Annotated in this window: 16 protein-coding genes; 13 read left to right on the plus strand and 3 right to left on the minus strand. The window is 70.5% G+C overall.

What is annotated here, in order from left to right:
- Window positions 1–81: 81 nt before the first annotated feature.
- Window positions 82–837 (minus strand): ABC transporter permease, encoded by a 756-nt coding sequence (locus BM290_RS15665; RefSeq protein WP_239143567.1) that lies wholly within the window; start codon window positions 835–837, stop codon window positions 82–84.
- Complete coding sequence (locus tag BM290_RS15670; protein ID WP_093614512.1) at window positions 834–1,766, minus strand: ABC transporter ATP-binding protein; 933 nt, start codon at window positions 1,764–1,766, stop codon at window positions 834–836. Before BM290_RS15670 ends, BM290_RS15665 begins: the two co-directional genes overlap by 4 nt.
- Window positions 1,767–1,920: 154 nt before the next feature.
- On the opposite strand from BM290_RS15670, the gene rnhA reads away from it, so the two are divergent.
- Window positions 1,921–2,382 (plus strand): ribonuclease HI, encoded by a 462-nt coding sequence (gene rnhA, locus BM290_RS15675; RefSeq protein ID WP_093614514.1) that lies wholly within the window; start codon window positions 1,921–1,923, stop codon window positions 2,380–2,382.
- Window positions 2,383–2,388: 6 nt separating this feature from the next.
- On the opposite strand, the gene BM290_RS15680 is transcribed toward rnhA, so the two are convergent.
- Window positions 2,389–2,769 carry a hypothetical protein gene (locus BM290_RS15680; RefSeq protein WP_093614516.1) on the minus strand — a complete coding sequence of 127 codons (381 nt, stop codon included), beginning with the start codon at window positions 2,767–2,769 and terminating at the stop codon, window positions 2,389–2,391.
- Window positions 2,770–3,114: 345 nt separating this feature from the next.
- Here BM290_RS15680 and BM290_RS15685 point away from each other — a divergent pair, with 345 nt between their 5' ends.
- The 12 genes from BM290_RS15685 (at window position 3,115) to BM290_RS15740 (ending at window position 18,743) form a co-directional block, all read left to right on the plus strand.
- Window positions 3,115–4,380, plus strand: a complete 1,266-nt coding sequence (locus tag BM290_RS15685) for an ABC transporter substrate-binding protein (RefSeq protein ID WP_093614518.1) — start codon at window positions 3,115–3,117, stop codon at window positions 4,378–4,380.
- A gap of 52 nt (window positions 4,381–4,432) precedes the next feature.
- On the plus strand, window positions 4,433–5,389 hold the full coding sequence (locus BM290_RS15690) for a DNA polymerase domain-containing protein (protein WP_093614520.1): 957 nt from the start codon (window positions 4,433–4,435) through the stop codon (window positions 5,387–5,389).
- Window positions 5,390–5,491: 102 nt separating this feature from the next.
- The gene (locus BM290_RS15695) at window positions 5,492–6,565 is read left to right on the plus strand and encodes a sensor histidine kinase (protein ID WP_239143568.1); all 1,074 of its coding nucleotides are present in this window, start codon (window positions 5,492–5,494) and stop codon (window positions 6,563–6,565) included.
- Window positions 6,566–6,567: 2 nt separating this feature from the next.
- On the plus strand, window positions 6,568–7,224 hold the full coding sequence (locus BM290_RS15700; RefSeq protein WP_093614524.1) for a response regulator transcription factor: 657 nt from the start codon (window positions 6,568–6,570) through the stop codon (window positions 7,222–7,224).
- 102 nt (window positions 7,225–7,326) lie between these two features.
- On the plus strand, window positions 7,327–10,173 hold the full coding sequence (locus BM290_RS15705) for a putative bifunctional diguanylate cyclase/phosphodiesterase (RefSeq protein ID WP_093614526.1): 2,847 nt from the start codon (window positions 7,327–7,329) through the stop codon (window positions 10,171–10,173).
- Between the two features lie 168 nt (window positions 10,174–10,341).
- Window positions 10,342–10,782, plus strand: a complete 441-nt coding sequence (locus BM290_RS15710) for a TIGR03618 family F420-dependent PPOX class oxidoreductase (RefSeq protein ID WP_093614528.1) — start codon at window positions 10,342–10,344, stop codon at window positions 10,780–10,782.
- A 353-nt stretch (window positions 10,783–11,135) separates the two neighbouring features.
- Complete coding sequence (locus BM290_RS15715) at window positions 11,136–12,041, plus strand: TIGR03619 family F420-dependent LLM class oxidoreductase (protein WP_093614530.1); 906 nt, start codon at window positions 11,136–11,138, stop codon at window positions 12,039–12,041.
- Between the two features lie 627 nt (window positions 12,042–12,668).
- A complete protein-coding gene (locus BM290_RS15720) occupies window positions 12,669–13,691 on the plus strand; it encodes an ABC transporter permease (RefSeq protein WP_093614532.1) in 1,023 nt (340 codons plus the stop codon).
- A gap of 99 nt (window positions 13,692–13,790) precedes the next feature.
- On the plus strand, window positions 13,791–15,533 hold the full coding sequence (locus tag BM290_RS15725; RefSeq protein WP_093614534.1) for an ABC transporter substrate-binding protein: 1,743 nt from the start codon (window positions 13,791–13,793) through the stop codon (window positions 15,531–15,533).
- Between the two features lie 87 nt (window positions 15,534–15,620).
- A complete protein-coding gene (locus BM290_RS15730; RefSeq protein ID WP_093614536.1) occupies window positions 15,621–16,610 on the plus strand; it encodes an ABC transporter permease in 990 nt (329 codons plus the stop codon).
- Between the two features lie 31 nt (window positions 16,611–16,641).
- Window positions 16,642–17,715 carry an ABC transporter ATP-binding protein gene (locus tag BM290_RS15735; protein WP_093614538.1) on the plus strand — a complete coding sequence of 358 codons (1,074 nt, stop codon included), beginning with the start codon at window positions 16,642–16,644 and terminating at the stop codon, window positions 17,713–17,715.
- A complete protein-coding gene (locus BM290_RS15740; RefSeq protein ID WP_093614540.1) occupies window positions 17,712–18,743 on the plus strand; it encodes an ABC transporter ATP-binding protein in 1,032 nt (343 codons plus the stop codon). The genes BM290_RS15735 and BM290_RS15740 overlap by 4 nt, the downstream gene beginning before the upstream one ends.
- Window positions 18,744–18,789: the final 46 nt, after the last annotated feature.

An 18,789-nucleotide genomic window follows, 5' to 3' on the forward strand; every position in this document is an offset into this window, starting at 1 on the left:
CATCAGATCGTGCTCCGCCGGGGCGCCCGGACGCGACGACCGCGCGGCTGTCATCGGCTGTCCACCGATCGATGGACACGCTCACTCCCACTTGAAGGTGCGGGCGGCCGCGGTCAGCCAGACCACCGCCCACGTGCCGAGCGCGAGCCAGATGCCGAGCGGCACCGAGCCGCCGTGCATCAGCGTCTCCCGCAGCGCCTGGGCGTGCGCGGCGAGCGGCAGCAGGAACCAGCCGGCCGTGCCCAGGTCGGGCGCGCCGAACATGATGCCGCCGACGGAGAGCATCACCACGTAGATCAGGGTGGCCGCGCCCGTGGTGGTCTCCGGTTTGAGCACGCTGGCCAGCAGCAGCGCCAGCCCGCTGTAGCCGGCGGCGGCGAGCGCCGTCACCCCGATCGCCGGAAGCAGGGCGCCGGCCTCCGGACGCCAGCCCACCGCGAGACCGACCAGCGCCAGCACCAGCACCTGCACGGCGATCTGCACGAGGACCGCGGCGGTCTTGGCCAGCAGCAGGCCGGGGCGGGTCAGCGGGGAGGCGCCGAGCCTTTTCAGCACGCCGTAGCTGCGCTCGTAGCCGGTGGTGATGGCCTGCCCGGTGAACGCCGTCGACATGACGGTGAGCGCGAGCACGCCCGGGACGACCCAGCCGAGCCGGTCGTCGGTCGGCAAGTTGGTGACGTCGAACAGGCCGGCCCCGAGCAGCACCAGCAGCGGCACACCCATGGCCAGCACGACGGCCTCGCCGCGGCGGGCGGTGAGCAGCAGCTCCATCCGGATCTGCCGGCTCAGCACGACGCGCATCGGTGCCCGGCCGGGCGCGGGGGCGAAGGTGCTCACTGGGCTGCTCCCACCGGGGTCTGGGTGGCGGTCAGGGCGAGGTAGACGTCCTCGAGGGTGCGCCGGCGGGTGTTGATCGCGGTCACGTCGGCGCCGGAGGCGGCGAACCAGGCCAGCACCTCGGCCAGCCCGGCGGTGTCCAGGCCGCCGGAGATCGTGTACTGCCCGGGGGCGGGCTCCGCGACCGAACGCCCCGGGCGCAGCCCGGTCAGGTCGAGACCCGGATCGGCCCGCACCTCCAGCACGTCGATGGCGGCCGCGGAGGTCAGCTCGGCCGGGGTGCCGGTGGCCGCGACAGTGCCGGACCGCATGATCACCACGTCGTCGGCGAGGCGCTCCGCCTCGTCGAGCAGGTGGGTGGTGAGCAGCACCGACACGCCGTCGGCGCGGAGCTCCTCGATCAGCTGCCAGGTGGTGTGGCGGGCCTCGGTGTCCATGCCGGCGGTCGGCTCGTCGAGGAAGACCAGCTCGGGCCGGCCGACCAGGGCGACCGCGAGGCTGAGCCGCTGCTGCTCGCCGCCGGAGAGCCGGCGGAACCGGGTGCGCTCGAATCTGCGCAGGCCGAGCCGGTCCAGCAGCATGTCGGTGTCGAGCGGGTGGGCCGCGAACGACGCGAACAGCCGCAGGATCTCGCCGGCCGTCGCCCACGGGTAGACGCCACCGGACTGCAGCATGATCCCGAGCCGGGGCATCAGCTCGTCGTGGTCGCCGACCGGGTCGAGCCCGAGCACCCGTGCCCGGCCGTCATCCGGCCGGCGGAAGCCCTCACAGATCTGCAGGAGGCTGGTCTTGCCGGCGCCGTTGTGCCCGAGCAGGGCGAGCACCCGTCCGCGGGGCAGGGTCAGCGACACCCGGTCGACGGCCGTGGTCTCGCCATACCGCACCACGACGTCGCGCACCTCGACCGCGGCCGCGTCGCCACCAATCATGAGTCCCGCCCATCTGCGATCCGTCCGCCACCGACACCATACGGTGAGCCGCTGGAGCCCCCGGCCGGGTGGTGCGCGCCGATGGCCTGTCCCACAGTGCCCCGGCGGGCCGGGGAAAACCTCCTACCGGGGTCGGGCTCTATCGTCTCCCGGTATGAGCGTCGTGCAGATCTACACCGACGGAGCGTGCGCGCCCAATCCCGGGCCGGGCGGCTGGGGCGCGGTGCTGCGCTGGGGCACGGCGGAGAAGGATCTCTGCGGTGGCGAGGCGGAGTCGACCACCAACAACCGGATGGAGCTGATGGCCCCGATCCGGGCGCTGGAGGCGCTGAACCGGGCGCCGCTCACGGTCGAGATCTACACCGACAGCGTCTACGTGCGCAACGGCATCACGCAGTATCTGCACAACTGGAAACGCAACGGCTGGATGACCGCGGCCCGGCAGCCGGTGAAGAACGTCGACCTGTGGAAACGCCTTGACGAGGCGGTCCGGCGGCACGACGTCACCTGGCACTGGGTGAAGGGGCACGCCGGGCACCCGGAGAACGAGCGGGCCGACCGCCTGGCCGCCCGGGGGCTGCGCGAGGCGGTCGAGGCGGCCAGGGTCGACGGCTGAGGAGCATCACGAGGCGGTACGGGTGTCCGCATCCGGTTTCGCCGGCTCGTCGACGGCCTCGGTCTGCCGCGGGACCTTGGCCCGGGCCACCCGGTCGAACGACAGCCGGTAGGTCTTGGCCCGGACCAGTTCCTCGGGCACGGCGTGGCGGCCCTCCCGCTGGCCGGGCACCTCGGGCGTCTCCGGCTCGTCGGGTTTCTTCCCGGCGGCCCGGGCCGCCATGCTGAAGACGCTGCGGGTGGCCGCGTCGTACCCGGTCTTGTACGCGTTCCGGAGGTCGGGGCCGCTCTGCCGGCGCTGATGGAGACGGCCGGCGGCGTACCCGGCACAGGCCATGAGGGCGGCGGCCAGAACGATCAGCAGTGCGATGTCGCCCGGTGTGGTCATGCTCCGATTGTGACGAATGGGATAGACCGCGAGCTATGGCCCGTTTGACGTACCCCGGAGGAATTAGGTCGAAGGCTCAACTCACGGTCAGTGACCATTCGGTGGCCGCCAGGTTTCCCGTCACACACCTGAACTGGGGCCATGGTACATCAACCCGCTAACCGTGAGTTACATTCAGCACAGCTGCGCCACCGTCCCGCGACATCCGCCCAGCTCAAGATCCAATCAGCCGTATCGCATGGTGAAGCGCCGATAGGTCACAAGTTGACACTTTTGAGCGTGAAGCGGCACGGTACTTCCGATTGTCCTCGCGACAACGACGAGTTTGGATGATGGGGGAACACCATGCGCTCCACACGACGCGCCCTGGCGGCCGTCGTCGGCGCCGCCGCCCTGCTGGTGGCGTCCGCCTGCGGGACCGGGGAGGACGACGACTCCACGGCCGCCCAGGTCGAGGTCTTCACATGGTGGGCCGAGGGCGGTGAGAAGGCGGGCCTGGACGCCCTGGTCAGCCGGTTCACCACCGCCTGCCCCGGCCAGCAGTTCTCCAGCGGCGCGGTGCCCGGCGGCGCCGGCGTCAACGCCAAGCAGGTCCTCAACGCGCGGCTGCAGCAGAACGACCCGCCGGACGTCTTCCAGGTGCACGCCGGCGCGGAGCTGCTCGACCACATCGACTCCGGCCAGATCGAGGACCTCACCGCCGACTTCTCGACGTGGGGCCTGACCGGCACGCTCCCGGCCGGCCTGATCGAGACGATCACGGTCAACGGCAAGCTGTGGTCGGTTCCGGTCGGCGTGCACCGGGCCAACGTGGTGTGGACCAACGACCAGGTGCTCGCCGACTCCGGCATCCTGACCGCGCCGAAGACGCTCAAGGAGTTCATCGGCAACCTCGGCCGGCTCCGGCGCGACGGTGTCGAGTCCCCGCTCGCGCTCGGCCGCGACTGGACCCAGCTGATGCTGCTCGAATCGGTGCTGATCAGCGACCTGGGGCCGAAACGGTTCACCGGGCTGTTCACCGGCGCCACCAAGTGGGAGGGCGAGGCCGTCGCCGACGCGATCGACGACTACGCCACCGTCCTCGGATTCAGCAACGCCGACCGCGACTCGCTCGACTGGCCGCAGGCGACCCGGCTGCTCGCCGACGGCAAGGCCGGTTACCAGATGATGGGCGACTGGGTCGGGGCCGAGCTGGAGGCCGCCAACTTCAGCGGGTACGACTCGTTCACCTTCCCCGGCAACGGCAAGGCGTTCCAGTGGCTCGCCGACTCGTTCGCGCTCAGCAGCGGGGCGGCCAACCCGGCCGGCGGCAGGTGCTGGCTGCAGACGGTCGCGTCGCCGGAGGGCCAGCAGGCGTTCAGCGTGCAGAAGGGCTCGATCCCGGCCCGGACCGACGCGCCGACCGTCGGCTTCTCCGACTATCAGCTGTCCGCGGCCGCCGACTGGAAATCCGGGGTGGCGGTGCCGTCCTGCGCCCACGGCTCGGCCTGCTCCCAGCCGTGGCAAAATGCGGCGAACGCGGCCCTCGGCGCCTTCTCAACCTCGGAGGACAAGGCGGCCCTGCAGAGCGCCCTGGCCGCGGCGGCCAAGCAGTTCGTCCGCCAGGGCTGAGACGACCGGCCGAGGGCGGGCGGATCCGGCCCCGATCGGGCACGATGAGCGGATGGGTGAGGAGCGCGACGGCGTACCGCTGACCAATCTGGATCAGGAGCTGTTCCCCGGCGCCGGGGTCACCAAGCGCGACCTGGTGGACTATCTGGACGCGGTGGCGGACCGGTTCCTCCCCGTCCTGCGGGACCGTCCGCTCTCGGTCGTCCGGGTGCTCCGCGGCCAGGAGCGGTTCATGCAGAAGAACCTGCCGAAATACACACCGGACTGGGTGCCGCGGGCGTCGGTGTGGGCCGAGGCGTCGCACCGCGAGGTGACCTACCCGCTGGCCAACGACCGCCGGACCCTGTTCTGGCTGGGCAACCAGCGGGCCGTGGAGTACCACCCGGCCCTGATGACGGCCGGCTCGCCGTACCCCACCCACCTGATCATGGACCTGGATCCGCCGGAGGACGGCGGGTTCGCCGCCGCCGTGGCCGCGGCCCGGCTGGTCCGGGAGGCGCTGGCCGGCGCCGGGATGTCCGGCGCGGTCAAGACCAGCGGCTCGAAGGGCGTGCACGTCTTCGTCCCGCTCGCCGGTGAGCCCGCGGTCGAGGACGTGGCGGCCGCCCAGCGCGCGGTGGCCGCCCGCGCCGAGCGCATCGACCCCGAGCTGGCCACCACCGCGTTCCTCCGCGAGGACCGGCACGGCAAGGTCTTCCTGGACGCCACCCGGGCCGGCGGGGCGACCGTGGCGGCGGCCTACAGCCCGCGGATCCGGCCCGGGGCGCCGGTGTCGTTCCCGGTCGCGTGGTCCGATCTCGATCAGGTCGCGCCGGCCGACTTCACCATCCGGACCGCGCCCGCGCTGCTCGGCGACGGTGACCCGTGGGCGGCGGCGATGCCCGCGCCGCAGCGGCTCGACGCCGGGCTGATCGCCGAGGGCCACACCATCCCGGTCGCCCGCGTCCAGGCCATGCACGAGGGCAAACGACGGGCCAAGGCGCGGCGCGAGGCGGCCGGCGAGACCTGAGAGGCTACATCGAACGGTGTACGCGGTACTCGGGAGGCGTCGATGCGGGTGACAGCTCCGGTACGACGCGACGGGCCGGCCGCCGGCCATAGCGTCCCGGGCATGACGACGACCCTCACCCGTACCGCTGCTCTGCTGACCCTGCTCGGCGTGCCGACCGGCCTGGCCCTCACCGACGGGCTCGGCGACGCCGCGCTCGTGCCCCCGCTCGCCGTCACCCTGGCCGCGATGGCGCTGGCCGTACGCCGATGGCCGCTCGGCGTGCTGATCCTGACCTTCTCGACCGTCGCGGCCTGGCGCCTCGCCGGCCTGATCCAGGCCGGCTGGGTCTGGCCGGCCACCGCGGCGCTGGTGGCGCTCGTGCTGGCCGGCCGGCTGCGGACCGCGGTGGCCGCCTCGGTGTTCACGCTGCTCTGGGGCCTGAACTGGGACACCTTCGTCTACCCGCACCCGCCCGGCTGGGTGCTCGCCCACCTCGGCGGGGAGGCGCTGTGGGTGACCGCCACCCTGGCCGCCGCCACCGCGTACCGCAACACGCTGCGCTGGCGGGCCGAGGTCGCCGGGCGTCTCGAGCTGGAGGTCCACCGGCGGCGGGCCGAGGAGCGGGTGGCGATCGCCCGCGACCTGCACGACGTGGTGTCGCACACCCTCGCCGTCGTCGGTGTGCACCTCAACGTGGCCCTGGACGCCTTCGACACCGAGCCGGAGGAGGCCCGGGAGTCGCTGCGCCTGGCCCAGGAGGTCCGCGGCCGTGCCATGAACGACTTGAAAGCGCTGGTCGGGGTGCTGCGCGAGGGCGAGCTGCCGGCGCTGGAAGGCCTCGACCGCCTGCTCGGCCAGGTCCGGGCGGCGGGGCTGGAGGTGTCACTCAACGAGTTCGGCGACCCGGTGCCGGTGCCCGCCCCGGTCGCCGCCGCCGTCTACCGGGTGGTGCAGGAGTCGCTGACCAACACGGTCCGGCACGCCGCCGCCGGCCGGGTCGTGGTGACCATCCGGTACGCGCCGGACAACGTGCTCGTCGACATCCAGGACGACGGCACCGGCGGCGCGCAGCCCACCGACGGCCACGGCATCGCCGGGATGCGCGAGCGGGTGGCCGCGCTCGGCGGCGCGCTCACCGCCGGGCCGGGGCGGACCGGATTCGCCGTACGAGCCACCATCCCGATCACGGAGTGAGCATGCCGACGACCGTCCTCATCGCCGACGACCAGCACCTGGTCCGCGCCGGTTTCCGCAGCCTGCTGCGACGCGGCCGGGACCTGTCGGTGGTGGGCGAGGCGTCCACCGGCGACGAGGCGGTGCGCGCGGCCCGGGAGCTGCGGCCGGACGTGATCCTGATGGACATCCGGATGCCCGGCATGGACGGCATCACGGCGACCGGGAAGATCCTCGCCGCCCAGCCCACGAAGATCATCATCCTGACCACGTTCGAGACCGACGAGTACGTGTTCGCCGCCCTCGCGGCCGGGGCCAGCGGCTTCCTCACCAAGGAGATCGACCCGGAGGGGCTGCGCTCCGCGGTCCGGGTGGTGGCCGGCGGCGACGCGCTGCTCTCCCCCAGCGTGACCCGCCGCGTCGTCGGCCAGTTCGCGCACCGCCCCGTTCCAGCGGCCGGCCGGCCCGGCGGGGACCGCCTGTCCGTGCTCACCGACCGCGAGCGGGAGGTGGTCCGCCTGGTCGCGACCGGGCTGTCCAACGACGAGATCGCCGCCCGGCTGGTGATCAGCCCGCTCACCGCCAAGACCCACGTCACCCGGGCGATCGCCAAGCTCGGCGTCCGCGACCGGGTGCAGCTGGTGATCGTCGCCTACGAGGACGGCCTGGTCGGCAACTGATCGCCGGGAACTTCTCAGGACCGCCGCCGCCGTCCCGATGAACCCGGTCATCACACCTCGGCACTCCTCGGCCCGGGTGGCGTACCGGAAAGGGGCGAACGGATGGCAGTCGACACGACAGCTCCCGGCCCGCGCGCGGCGAGCCGCTGGGCCCGCCACAGCGTCGCGGCCGGCGCTGTCCTGGCCATCCTGATCGCGCTGGTGGCCGCGAGCCCCGGCGGACCCGGCACGGCCCGGGCGGTGACCGCCTGGGGCCTGCTCGGGGCGTCGTCGGCCGCGGCGGCCGGCTGCCTCTGGCGCTCCCGTGGCTTCACCGGACGGGCCCGCTGGGGGTGGACGCTGCTCGCCGCCGGGGTGTTCCTCTGGGGTCTCGGCCAGTTCGGCTGGTTCACCCAGTGGCCGGTCGCCGGCGTGACCCGCAACCTGTTCCCGGCACTCGCCACCCCCGGGTTGATCGGGCTGGTGGTCCTGATCCCGGCCGGGGTGCTGAGCCTGCCGAGCGCCTCCCAGCCCCTCGCGAACCGGATCCGCAGCGTCCTCGACGGCCTGCTGATCGCCGCGTCCCTGGTCCTGGTCGCCTGGATCTTCGTGATGGACCCGCGGCTCCGCGACGGCGCCCCGCACCCGGGGGTCTACTTCACACTCCTCTTCCCGCTGACCGACATCGTGCTCGCCACCATCCTGGCGTACATGCTGCCCCGGCAGCGCCGGCACCACGGCTGCGGCGCCGACCTGGCGTTCTTCGGCACCGGCATGGTCGCCTTCGCGATCACCGACGTCGGGCACGTCTACCTGGAGCTGATCGGCGACTTCCGGGCCGCGCCGCTGGTGCACGTGCCCTCGCTGGCCGGGTACGCCCTGATCCTGATGGGCGCGCTCCGCCCGCGCGAGCGCGACGCCACCCCGCTGGACCTGCCGCCCGGCGTCTGGCACACCGCGGTCATGGTGCCGTACCTCGCGGTGCTGGCGGCCCTCGGGTCGAGCGTGATGTTCCACCTGCACACCGGGCACAGCCACCCGTTCGTCAACTACACCCGCTCCTTCCTGATCCTGCTCATCGTCGGCCGGCAGCTGCTCACCCAGCTGGAGAACCGGGCCCTCACCCGTACGCTGGAGAGCCGCGTCGCCGAACGCACCGGCGAGCTGCACGCCCGGGAGCAGTGGTTCGAGGCGCTGATCCGGCACAGCTCCGACGTGGTCACCGTGATCGACGCGGACGGCGTGATCCGTTACCAGAGCGAGTCGGTGCGCCGGGTCTTCGGCTACCCGCCGGAGTCGTTCGCCGGGCGCCGCTACACCGACCTGGTCGACGCCGAGGTGGCGCACCGGCTGGCCCAGGCGATGCGCCAGGTCGCCGCCCGCCCGTTCGCCGACGTGACGCTCGAGGTCGTGCACACCCACGTCGACGGCGGCGAACGCCCCTCCGAGGTGATCATCACGAACCTGGTGGACGACCCGCACGTGGCCGGCTTCGTCCTCAACACCCGCGACATCAGCGAGCGCATGGAGCTGCAGGAACAGCTCATGCACGAGGCGTACCACGACTCCCTGACCCGGCTCGGCAACCGCGCGCTGTTCCGGGAGCGGGCCGCGACCGCGATGCGCGCCGACGGCGCGGTCACCGTGCTGCACCTCGACCTGGACGGCTTCAAGCGCATCAACGACAGCCTCGGCCACCTGGCCGGCGACCAGCTGCTGGTGCAGGTCGCCGACCGGTTGCGCGGCTGCGTCCGGGACGGCGACCTGGTGGCCCGCTTCGGCGCCGACGAGTTCGGCGTGCTGCTGCTCGGTGAGGACGAGAGCGGCGCCGAGCCGGTGGCCCGGCGCCTCCTCGACGACCTGGACGCCCCGGTGATGTTCGGCGAGCGCCAGATCCACGTCCGAGCCAGCATCGGCCTGGCCGGCACCCCCTCCACCGTCCCCACGTCCGCCGACTCCTCCACCGGCCTCCCCTCCGCCGCCGTTTCCTCCGTCCTGCCCGAGGGATCCGCCGCCGCCGTTTCCTCCGCCCTGCCCGAGGGGTCCGCCGCCTCCGGTGGGGCCGCCGACAGCCCCGGCGATCGGGCCGAGCAGTTGATGCGCAACGCGGACCTGGCCATGCACCACGCCAAGGCGAGCGGCGGCGGCATCTTCTCCGGCTATCACCCCCGCATGCGCGAGGGCCTGGTCGACCGCCTGGAACTCGAGTCCGACCTGCGCTCCGCCCTGGAGAACGGCGGCCTGCGCCTGCACTACCAGCCCACCGTGGACCTGGCCACCAGCGAGGTGATCGGCTTCGAGGCGCTGGTCCGCTGGCCGCACCCGACCCGCGGCATGATCAACCCGCTCGACTTCATCCCTATCGCCGAGGCCACCGGCCTGATCGTGCCGCTGGGCCGCTGGGTCCTCCACGAGGCGTGCCGCCAGGCGGTCGAATGGGGCGCCGCCGGCGACGGCCGCCCGCCGAAGATGTCGGTGAACGTCTCGGTCCGCCAGTTCGACCGCGCCGACCTGTCCGAGATGGTCACCCAGGTGCTGGCCGAGACCGGCATGCCCGCCGACCGCCTGTGCCTGGAGATGACCGAGAGCGTCCTGATGACCGACACCGAGGCCAACCTGGAACAGCTGCTGCGCCTCAAGGCGCTCGGCCTCACCCTCGCCATCGACGACTTCGGAACCGGCTACTCGTCGCTCGCCTACCTGCGCCGCTTCCCGGTCGACACCCTCAAGATCGACCGCTCGTTCGTGGAACGTCTCGGCATCATCGCCGACGACACCGCGCTCACCGACACCATCGTCCGCCTGGGCAAGAGCCTCGGCATGGCCACGGTGGCCGAGGGCATCGAGGAGTTCGGCCAGCTCGCGGCCCTGCGCGAGATGGGCTGCGGCTTCGCCCAGGGCTACTACTTCTCCCGGCCGGTCCCGGCAGCCGAGGCTGGCCGGCTCTTCCTCGAAGGAGCAAACGCCTGATTCGGTACGGCCACGCAGAGTCCCGCCGAGCCCCGCGAGGCAGCCGGCCCGTCCCGGCCGGCCCGCGCCCGCCGGGCCGAGGCGATCCGTCACGCATGGTAACCAATCCGGAGCGCTCACCATCACAGGTCTTGTGGTGGGCTGCTCCGGGGTGGATAGGGTGGCGGGATGGGTGCGCTCGAGGACGCGTGGGGACTGAGCCGGGACGAGACCGGGCTGGCCATCGTGTCGACAGTGCGGGCCGATCAGACCGTGCAGTCGACACTGGTCAACACGGGCCTTGTCGGACATCCGGCAGACGGGACACCGGTGCTGGCGTTCGTCACCTACGGGGCGGTGAAACTGCGGAACCTCCGCGAGCGGCCACAGATCGCGGTGGCGTTCCGGAGCGGCTGGCGCTATGCGACGGTCGAGGGGCGGGCGCTGCTGGCCGGGCCGGATGATCCACAGCCCTGGCTCGATCCGGAACGCCTCCGGCTGCTGCTGCGCGAGATCTTCACGGCCGCCGGCGGGACGCATGACGACTGGCCCGCCTACGACCGGACCATGGTGGAGCAGCGGCGCACGGCGGTGCTGGTCATCCCGGCACGGATCTATCCGGGCAGCTGACCGGGCGGCCGCACGTTCGCCGGTGACCAGCCGCTTCCGCCCGAGAGCCGCCTTGTCGGCCGCGCCCCGCGCCCTCGTCGCGGTGTCCGGCAGCGCATCCTCCTGATCCGTACGAAATGATCCGCGAAGAGCGACCCGCAACGATCGCGAGCACCCCGCCGGCCCGGACCGGCTCGCCCTGACGGCGACCCACGCCAGCCATGGCCGGCCGGGAGCGTTCCGCGGACCCGGACCGGCTCGCCTTCGCCTCCGGGGACGCCGGGCGGGCGCGAGCGGGTGGCCGGAGAGTGAGATGCGACGCGTGGCCGGCGGTCGCGGGACGGGGAGCGGCCGCGGCGGTTAGGTTGCTTTTCATGCTGATCAGTTTCGGTTGTCCGGTGTCGGGCGCGTGGGCGCAGCCGGAGACGTTGACCCTGATTGCGCGGCAGGCCGAGGAGTTGGGGTATCACGGGCTCTGGGCGTTTCAGCGGCTGCTCGTCGGCCGGGGGCAGGATCTTGCGCCGGCCTATCACAGCGTGCTGGACCCGGTTGTCGCGCTGACCTGGGCGGCCGCCGCCACGTCGCGGATCCGGCTGGGCGTGTCGGTGATCAACCTGCCGTATGTGGCGCCGGCCTACCTGGCCAAGCAGGCGAGTTCGCTGGATCGGCTGTCCGGCGGGCGGTTCGATCTGGGGCTGGGGACCGGCTGGTCGGAGGCCGAGTTCACCGCGACCGGGTCGGATCCGAACCCGCGCGGGCCGCGCACCGAGGAGTATCTGGCGGCCTTGACGGCGCTGTTCAGCGGCGAGGAGGCGGAGTTCGGCGGGCGTTTCTACCGGGTTCCGGCGAGCCGGATGCTGCCGGCGCCGGCGCAGGCGGGTGGCCCTCCGGTGCTGCTCGGCGGGACGGCGGACGCGGCGTTGCGCCGGGCCGGGCGGATCGCGGCGGGGTGGGTGAGCAGCAGCCGGACCACGCTGCCGGAGATCGCGCGCGGTGTCCGGATCGTCCGGGAGGCCGCGGAGTCGGCGGGGCGCGATCCGGACTCGCTGCGTATCGTGGTCCGGGGTGTCGTGCAGCCCGGGCGGCGGGACGAGTCGATCCCGCTCTCCGGGGACTGGGCGCAGATCCGCGCGGGCGCGGAGAGGTACGCTGAGGCAGGCGCGACCGAACTGTTCTACGAACCCAACTGGGATCCGCGTATCGGCGGGCTCGACGCCGACCCGCGAGTGGCCGCGGAGCTCGGTGCGGAAGTTCTCGCCGGGCTCGCTCCGCACCACTGATGGACCGCCAATGCGCCGGCCGTAATCGGGCGTCGATAAATGCGCGATCTTGTTGCCGGCCACGACTACGGAACGTTCATCGGCTCGCGCCGATGGAGGTTCGAAATCGGAAACCGCTGGGAAACAGTACGGCCGCACGCGACCCTCACCAGGGGCGGTAACTCTCCGCAACTGCAAGAACGCATAAGCGCGGTAAACCCGACATTCTCAGCCCTCCGGTCGTTTCGCCGCATGGAAGATGGCGTTTTTACCCCCAAAATGGGTTCTTATGACCCACGCACTCGGCGCACGATATGACCCAGGCCTTATGGCAGCGATCCCGTTCCGTTACCGGATCGATGCGTCAACACATTTCTCGGCCTGCGGATCTCGGATAAATTTCTGAACCGCGGCAGACGAATACGGCTCACATAGCGCCAGTGGGGCGCGTCCACGGGGGAGGGATTGGTGCGTGGTACAACCAACTATCGACCCCGGCCGCACGCCGACGATCCTGAAGCGCATCGAGCGCCCGCCGTCACGACGACGGGCCGAGTCGACCCGCCCGGGAACGGGCAGGACCCGCCTCGCCACCGCGAGTGACAGGTTCGTTTCGCGATCAAGTCCGCTACGAGGAGACACCGCATCATGAGCAACACCCCGGCCACCGCCGACTCACGCTCACCAGGCACCGAGGACACGGCGGTAGCGGTTCTCCAGCCCGATACGGCTGCGAAGGCATTCGTCGGCCGCTCGCCGGGCCAGCTCGCGTGGATCCGTCTCAAGCGGGACCGGACCGCGTTCGCCAGCTTCATCACCGTCCTGTTCTTCATCCTGATCTCCCTGCTGGCCCCGCTGATCTCCAAGCTGTACGGGATCACCGCGACCGAGGGCTTCAGCGAGAAACTGAACTACCAGGGCCTGCCGACCGGCTACCTGGGCGGCATCAGCGGCGAGCACTGGCTGGGCCTGGAGGCCGGCATCGGCCGTGACCTGTTCATGCAGCTGATCTTCGGCATGCGCACGTCGCTGGTCATCGCCTTCCTCTCCGCGATCATCTCGATCGTGCTCGGCGTGGTGCTCGGCATCGTCTCCGGCTACTTCGGCGGCTGGGTCGACCAGGCTCTCACCTGGTTCACCGACTTCATGCTGGCGTTCCCGTTCCTGGTCTTCGCCCTGGCGATCATCCCGATCATCAACACCGCCGCCTACGACGTGGGCGAGGAGGTCCCCGGCACGTTCCGGGTGTCCGTGATCATCGGCGTGTTCGCTCTGTTCGGCTGGATGACGACGGCCCGTCTGGTCCGCGGCCAGATCCTGTCGCTGCGCGAGCGGGAGTACGTGGAGGCCGCCCGGGCCGCCGGCGCGAGCAGCACGCACATCCTGTTCAAGCAGCTCCTCCCGAACATCTGGGCGCCGATCCTGGTCTCCTTCTCTCTGGCGCTGCCGGGCTTCATCGCCGCCGAGGCCGCGCTGTCCTTCCTGAACATCGGTGTCGTGGAGCCCACTCCCGACCTCGGCCGGCTGGTCTACTACGGCCGCCAGTGGCTGGGCACCCCGGACTGGGCCTACTTCCTGATCCCCGCGTCGGCCGTCTTCATCGCGGTCCTCGCGTTCAACCTGCTGGGCGACTCGCTTCGCGACGCACTCGATCCCAAGTCGTCGAAGTGACCGGCCGGAACTGAAACACAACTGAAAACGGTACTTCCGCTCGTGCCGCGGCGGGTCGCGTGGCCCAGGCACGTATCGGTTGAGAGAAGGAGAACCTAAGTGCGACGCAAGTTCGGAGCGCTGCCCGTCGGCGTTCTGGCGGTTGCCCTTGTTGCCAGCGGTTGTTCGGAGACCACGAACGAAACCCCCGGCGGCGGCAACACGCAGAACGTGGTGCAGACCGGCACTATCGCAACCGACCCCGCGGAATCGCAGGGGCCGGCCAAGGCTGTCGAGGGCGCCACGAAGGGTGGCGTCGTCAAGCTCCTCCACGCGGCGGAGTTCGAGCACCTCGACCCTCAGAAGATCTACGTCTCTGACTCGCTGTCCATGGCGACCCAGTTCGCCCGTACCCTCACCGGGTACAAGGAGGACGGCAAGGGCAACCTGAAGCTGGTCGGCGACCTCGCCACCAACGCGGGTGAGGACGTCAACGGCGACTGCAAGGTGTGGAAGTACACCCTGAAGGACGGCCTGAAGTTCGAGGACGGCACGCCGATCACCGGCGCCGACGTCGTCTACGGCATCTCGCGCTCGTTCGACCCCGACTGGGGCATGGGCCCGCTGTACATCCAGCAGTGGCTGACCGACGCGGTGGAGTACAACACCACCTACAAGGGCCCGTTCAAGAGCCCCGGCGCCGAGGTTCCCGGCCTCAAGGCCGACGGCAACGTGATCACCTTCACGTTCCCGAAGCCGCAGTGTGAGACCCCGTTCGCGGTGGCCATGCCCACCACGGCGCCGGTCCCGAAGGCGAAGGACACCAAGGGCGACTACGACCGCAAGCCGGTCTCCTCTGGTCCGTACATGATCAAGGAACACGCGTACGACCAGTACATCGACTTCGTTCGCAACCCCAACTGGGACCCGGCGACCGACCCGATCCGTAACGCGTACATGGACGGCATCCGGGTCGAGTTCGGCATCGACGCCGAGACCGGCGCCAACCGGATCGTCGCCGACGCCGCCGAGGACCAGACCGCGTTCATCTGGGCGAACGTGCCCGCCGCGGTGCTGTCCAAGACCACCAGCGACCCGAAGGTCAAGGAGCGCGTCAAGTCCGGCGCCTCGCAGTACGTCGAGTACATGTGGATCAACACCGACCGGGTCAAGGACCTGAAGGTGCGCCAGGCGCTCAACTACGCCGTCGACCGTGACGCGATCATCAAGGTCCGTGGCGGTATCGACCAGTTCGGCTCGACCATCACCTCGCCGACCATCGGTGGCTACCAGAACTACAACGCCTACGACGGTGGCCAGTCCGGCAACCCGGAGAAGGCGAAGGAGCTGCTCGGCGGCAAGTCGATCAAGCTGACCTACGCGTTCCCGAACGTCCCGGTGCGTCAGCAGATGGCGGCGAAGTCCAAGGAGGTCTACGCCAAGGCCGGTATCGAGCTGGTTCTGACCCCGCTCGACCCCGCGACCTACTACGACAGCGTCGGCACCAAGGGCAACCAGTACGACCTGATCCGTGGTGGCTGGGGCGCCGACTGGCCGTCCTCCTCGACCGTCATCCCGGCTCTGCTCGACGGCCGCACCATCCGTGACAAGGGCAACCAGAACCTCGCCTACTTCAACGAGGACGAGGTCAACAAGGAGATCGACCGGATCAAGGGTCTGAAGGTCGCCGAGGCGGCCCCGGCCTGGGCCGCGCTCGACAAGCTCATCATGGAGAAGTACGCGCCGCTGGTTCCGCAGTACTACATCGGGACCTACGAGATCACCGGCTCCAAGATCGGTGGCACGTTCCTGAGCGACTCGTTCAGCCACCTGACCCTCAACACCATGTTCGTCAAGCCGTAACAGTCTCTCCAGTCACACCGGTGGGATGATCGCGCAACCCGCGGTCATCCCACCGGCCGTGGCCAGTCAAGAGGAATGTAGAGAACCGTGCTCCGCTTCCTGATCAAGCGCCTGCTACTGGCGGCGACAACGCTGGTGGCCATCTCCATCGTCACCTTCCTCCTGTTCTTCGCGGTGCCCTCGAGCCCGGCGTGGACCCAGTGCGGGCGTAACTGCTCCCCCGAGCGGATCGCTCAGGTCGAGCAGAGTCTCGGTCTCGATCAGCCGATCACCAAGCAGTACACAGACTTCGTGAAGGGCGTCTTCGTCGGACGCACCATCGACGACGCCGGCACCATCCGTGAGTGCACCGCCCCGTGCCTCGGATACTCCTTCCGTAGCAAGGAGCCCGTCACCGACACCATCGAGCGGTCGCTCCCCGTCACGATCAGCATCGTGGCCGGTGCGATGGTGGTGTTCCTGACGGTCGGCATCGGGCTCGGCATGCTGGCCGCGCTGAAGAAGGGCACGGTCTTCGACCGGGTCGCGATCGGCGCCTCCGTGGGCTTCGCCTCCACCCAGACCTACACGCTCGGTGGTGTGCTGCTCCTGCTGCTGGTCTACTCGACCGGCATCCTGCCGAACCCGCACTACACCCCGTTGACCGAGAACCCGCTCGACTGGGCCGGCGGCATGCTCCTCCCCTGGATCACGCTCGGCCTGATCAACTCGGCGCTGTACGCCCGGCTCTCCCGCGCGCAGATGATCGAGACGCTGCAGGAGGACTTCGTCCGGACGGCGCGGGCCAAGGGCCTGTCCCCCCGGGTGGTCAACCGGCGCCACGCGCTGCGCGCCGCGATCACCCCGATCATCACGATCGCCGGTGTCGACCTGGGCGCCTACCTCGGCGGCGTGGTCATCACTGAGAGTGTGTTCAGCCTCAACGGCATCGGGCGCGAGGCCGCCCAGGCGGTCTCCGACCTGAACCTCCCGCTGGTCATGGCCACCGTCCTGCTGGCGGCGTTCTTCATCGTCGCCATGAACATCATCGTCGACATGCTCTACGCGGTGATCGACCCCCGCGTGCGACTCGGCTGAGCCGTCCAGAGATGACGTGGAAAGAAGCGAAATGACGACCTCGACCAGCCCTGCCGCGGCCGCCGTGGACCCGGAGGCCTACCTGCAGGTACGCGATCTCAAGGTGCAGTTCCCGACCGAGGACGGCCTGGTTCGCGCGGTGGACGGCGTGTCCTTCTCGGTGCGCCGCGGGCAGACCCTCGGCATCGTGGGCGAGTCCGGCTCCGGCAAGAGCGTGACCAGCATGTCGATCCTGGGCCTGCACAACCCGGCCCGGACGAAGATCAGCGGTGAGATCTCGATCGGTGGCCAGAACATCGTCGGGATGAAAGAGGAGAAGATCCAGAAGCTCCGCGGCAAGGACGTCGCGATGATCTTCCAGGATCCGCTGTCCGCGCTGCACCCGTACTACAAGGTCGGCGCGCAGATCGCCGAGGCCTACAAGGTGCACCACCCGTCGGCGAGCAAGAAGGAGGCCAGCACCCGGGCCGTCGACATGCTCAACCGGGTCGGCATCCCGCAGCCTCAGCGCCGCGCGAACCAGTACCCGCACGAGTTCTCCGGCGGTATGCGCCAGCGCGCCATGATCGCGATGGCGCTGGTGAACGACCCGGCTCTGGTGATCGCCGACGAGCCGACCACCGCCCTGGACGTGACCGTGCAGGCGCAGATCCTGGAGCTTCTCGAGGACCTGCAGCGCGAGTTCCAGTCCGCGATCATCATGATCACTCACGACCTCGGCGTGGTGTCGCAGGTCGCCGACGACGTCCTGGTGATGTATGCCGGCCGGCCCGTCGAGACCGGCTCGGTGGAGCAGATCATGAAGCGGCCGCAGCACCCGTACACCTGGGGTCTGCTGGCCAGCGTGCCGTCGCTGCACGGCGACGCGAACGTGGACCTGGTGCCGATCAAGGGCAACCCGCCCAGCCTGATCAACCTGCCCACGGGCTGTTCGTTCAACCCGCGCTGTCGTTACGCTGGTCAGAACGGCAACCGCTCGTTCTCCGAGGTTCCGGAGCTCCGCCCGGCCGGTGAGGACGGGCACAACGTCGCCTGCCACATGTCCTTCGAGACCCGGCAGCGGCTGTATGCAGAAGACATCGCGCACGCAGGAGTGGCCCAATGACTGATCTCGCAGACTCCGCGGCGAGCCCGGCCACCCCGACTCTTCCGGCTCGTGAGCCGCTGCTCAAGGTCGAGGGCCTGACCAAGCACTTCCCGGTCCGTTCCGGCCTCTGGGGCAAGGGCTCCGTGGTCCGCGCGGTGGAGAATGTGAACTTCGAGGTCCGCCCCGGTGAGACGCTCGGCCTGGTCGGCGAGTCCGGCTGTGGCAAGACGACGACCGGCCGCATGCTGGTCCGTCTGCTCGAGCCGACCTCCGGCAAGATCACCTTCAATGGTGAGGACATCACTCACACCAAGGGATCGCGGCTGCGCAAGCTCCGCCAGGACATCCAGATCATCTTCCAGGACCCGTACGCGTCGCTGAACCCGCGGCACACGGTGGGCCGGATCGTCGCGATGCCGCTGCAGGTCAACGGCATCGAGCCGCCCGGTGGCGTGAAGCGGCGGGTGCAGGAGCTGCTGGAGACCGTCGGCCTCAACCCGGAGCACTACAACCGGTACCCGCACGAGTTCTCCGGCGGCCAGCGGCAGCGTATCGGCATCGCCCGGGCCCTGGCCCTGCAGCCGAAGCTGATCGTCGCCGACGAGCCGGTGTCCGCGCTCGACGTGTCGATCCAGGCGCAGGTGGTCAACCTGCTCCGTCAGCTGCAGCGTGACCTGGGGCTGTCCTTCGTCTTCATCGCCCACGACCTGGCCGTGGTCCGGCACTTCTGTGAGCGGATCGCCGTCATGTACCTGGGGCGGATGGTCGAGGTCGGCACGCGTCAGCAGATCTACGAGAACCCGGCTCACCCGTACACCCGTGCTCTGCTCTCCGCCGTGCCGGACGTGACGAAGCTGGGCGGCGCGGGCCGGATCAAGCTGGAGGGTGACGTCCCGTCGCCGATCGACCCGCCGTCCGGCTGCGTCTTCCACACCCGGTGCTGGAAGGCGCAGGAGAAGTGCGCGGCCGAGGCGCCGGTGCTCCTGCCGAACCCGAACGGCTCGGTCGCGGCCTGCCACTTCCCGGAGACCGGGGCCGTGATCTGATCCACCGCTCGTGATCGTCGATCGCCTCCCGCGCCGATGGCGCGGG

The sequence above is a fragment of the Actinoplanes philippinensis genome (assembly GCF_900113015.1).
Classification (GTDB): domain Bacteria; phylum Actinomycetota; class Actinomycetes; order Mycobacteriales; family Micromonosporaceae; genus Actinoplanes; species Actinoplanes philippinensis.

Bases quoted from the DNA above. Each gene is read 5' to 3' on its own strand.
- BM290_RS15720 (WP_093614532.1), top strand. From the start codon at position 12,669: ATGAGCAACACCCCGGCCACCGCCGACTCACGCTCACCAGGCACCGAG.
- BM290_RS15695 (WP_239143568.1), top strand. From the start codon at position 5,492: ATGACGACGACCCTCACCCGTACCGCTGCTCTGCTGACCCTGCTCGGC.
- BM290_RS15705 (WP_093614526.1), top strand. From the start codon at position 7,327: ATGGCAGTCGACACGACAGCTCCCGGCCCGCGCGCGGCGAGCCGCTGG.
- BM290_RS15700 (WP_093614524.1), top strand. From the start codon at position 6,568: ATGCCGACGACCGTCCTCATCGCCGACGACCAGCACCTGGTCCGCGCC.
- rnhA (WP_093614514.1), top strand. From the start codon at position 1,921: ATGAGCGTCGTGCAGATCTACACCGACGGAGCGTGCGCGCCCAATCCC.
- BM290_RS15685 (WP_093614518.1), top strand. From the start codon at position 3,115: ATGCGCTCCACACGACGCGCCCTGGCGGCCGTCGTCGGCGCCGCCGCC.
- BM290_RS15710 (WP_093614528.1), top strand. From the start codon at position 10,342: ATGGGTGCGCTCGAGGACGCGTGGGGACTGAGCCGGGACGAGACCGGG.
- BM290_RS15735 (WP_093614538.1), top strand. From the start codon at position 16,642: ATGACGACCTCGACCAGCCCTGCCGCGGCCGCCGTGGACCCGGAGGCC.
- BM290_RS15715 (WP_093614530.1), top strand. From the start codon at position 11,136: ATGCTGATCAGTTTCGGTTGTCCGGTGTCGGGCGCGTGGGCGCAGCCG.
- BM290_RS15740 (WP_093614540.1), top strand. From the start codon at position 17,712: ATGACTGATCTCGCAGACTCCGCGGCGAGCCCGGCCACCCCGACTCTT.
- BM290_RS15670 (WP_093614512.1), bottom strand. From the start codon at position 1,766: ATGATTGGTGGCGACGCGGCCGCGGTCGAGGTGCGCGACGTCGTGGTG.
- BM290_RS15690 (WP_093614520.1), top strand. From the start codon at position 4,433: ATGGGTGAGGAGCGCGACGGCGTACCGCTGACCAATCTGGATCAGGAG.
- BM290_RS15680 (WP_093614516.1), bottom strand. From the start codon at position 2,769: ATGACCACACCGGGCGACATCGCACTGCTGATCGTTCTGGCCGCCGCC.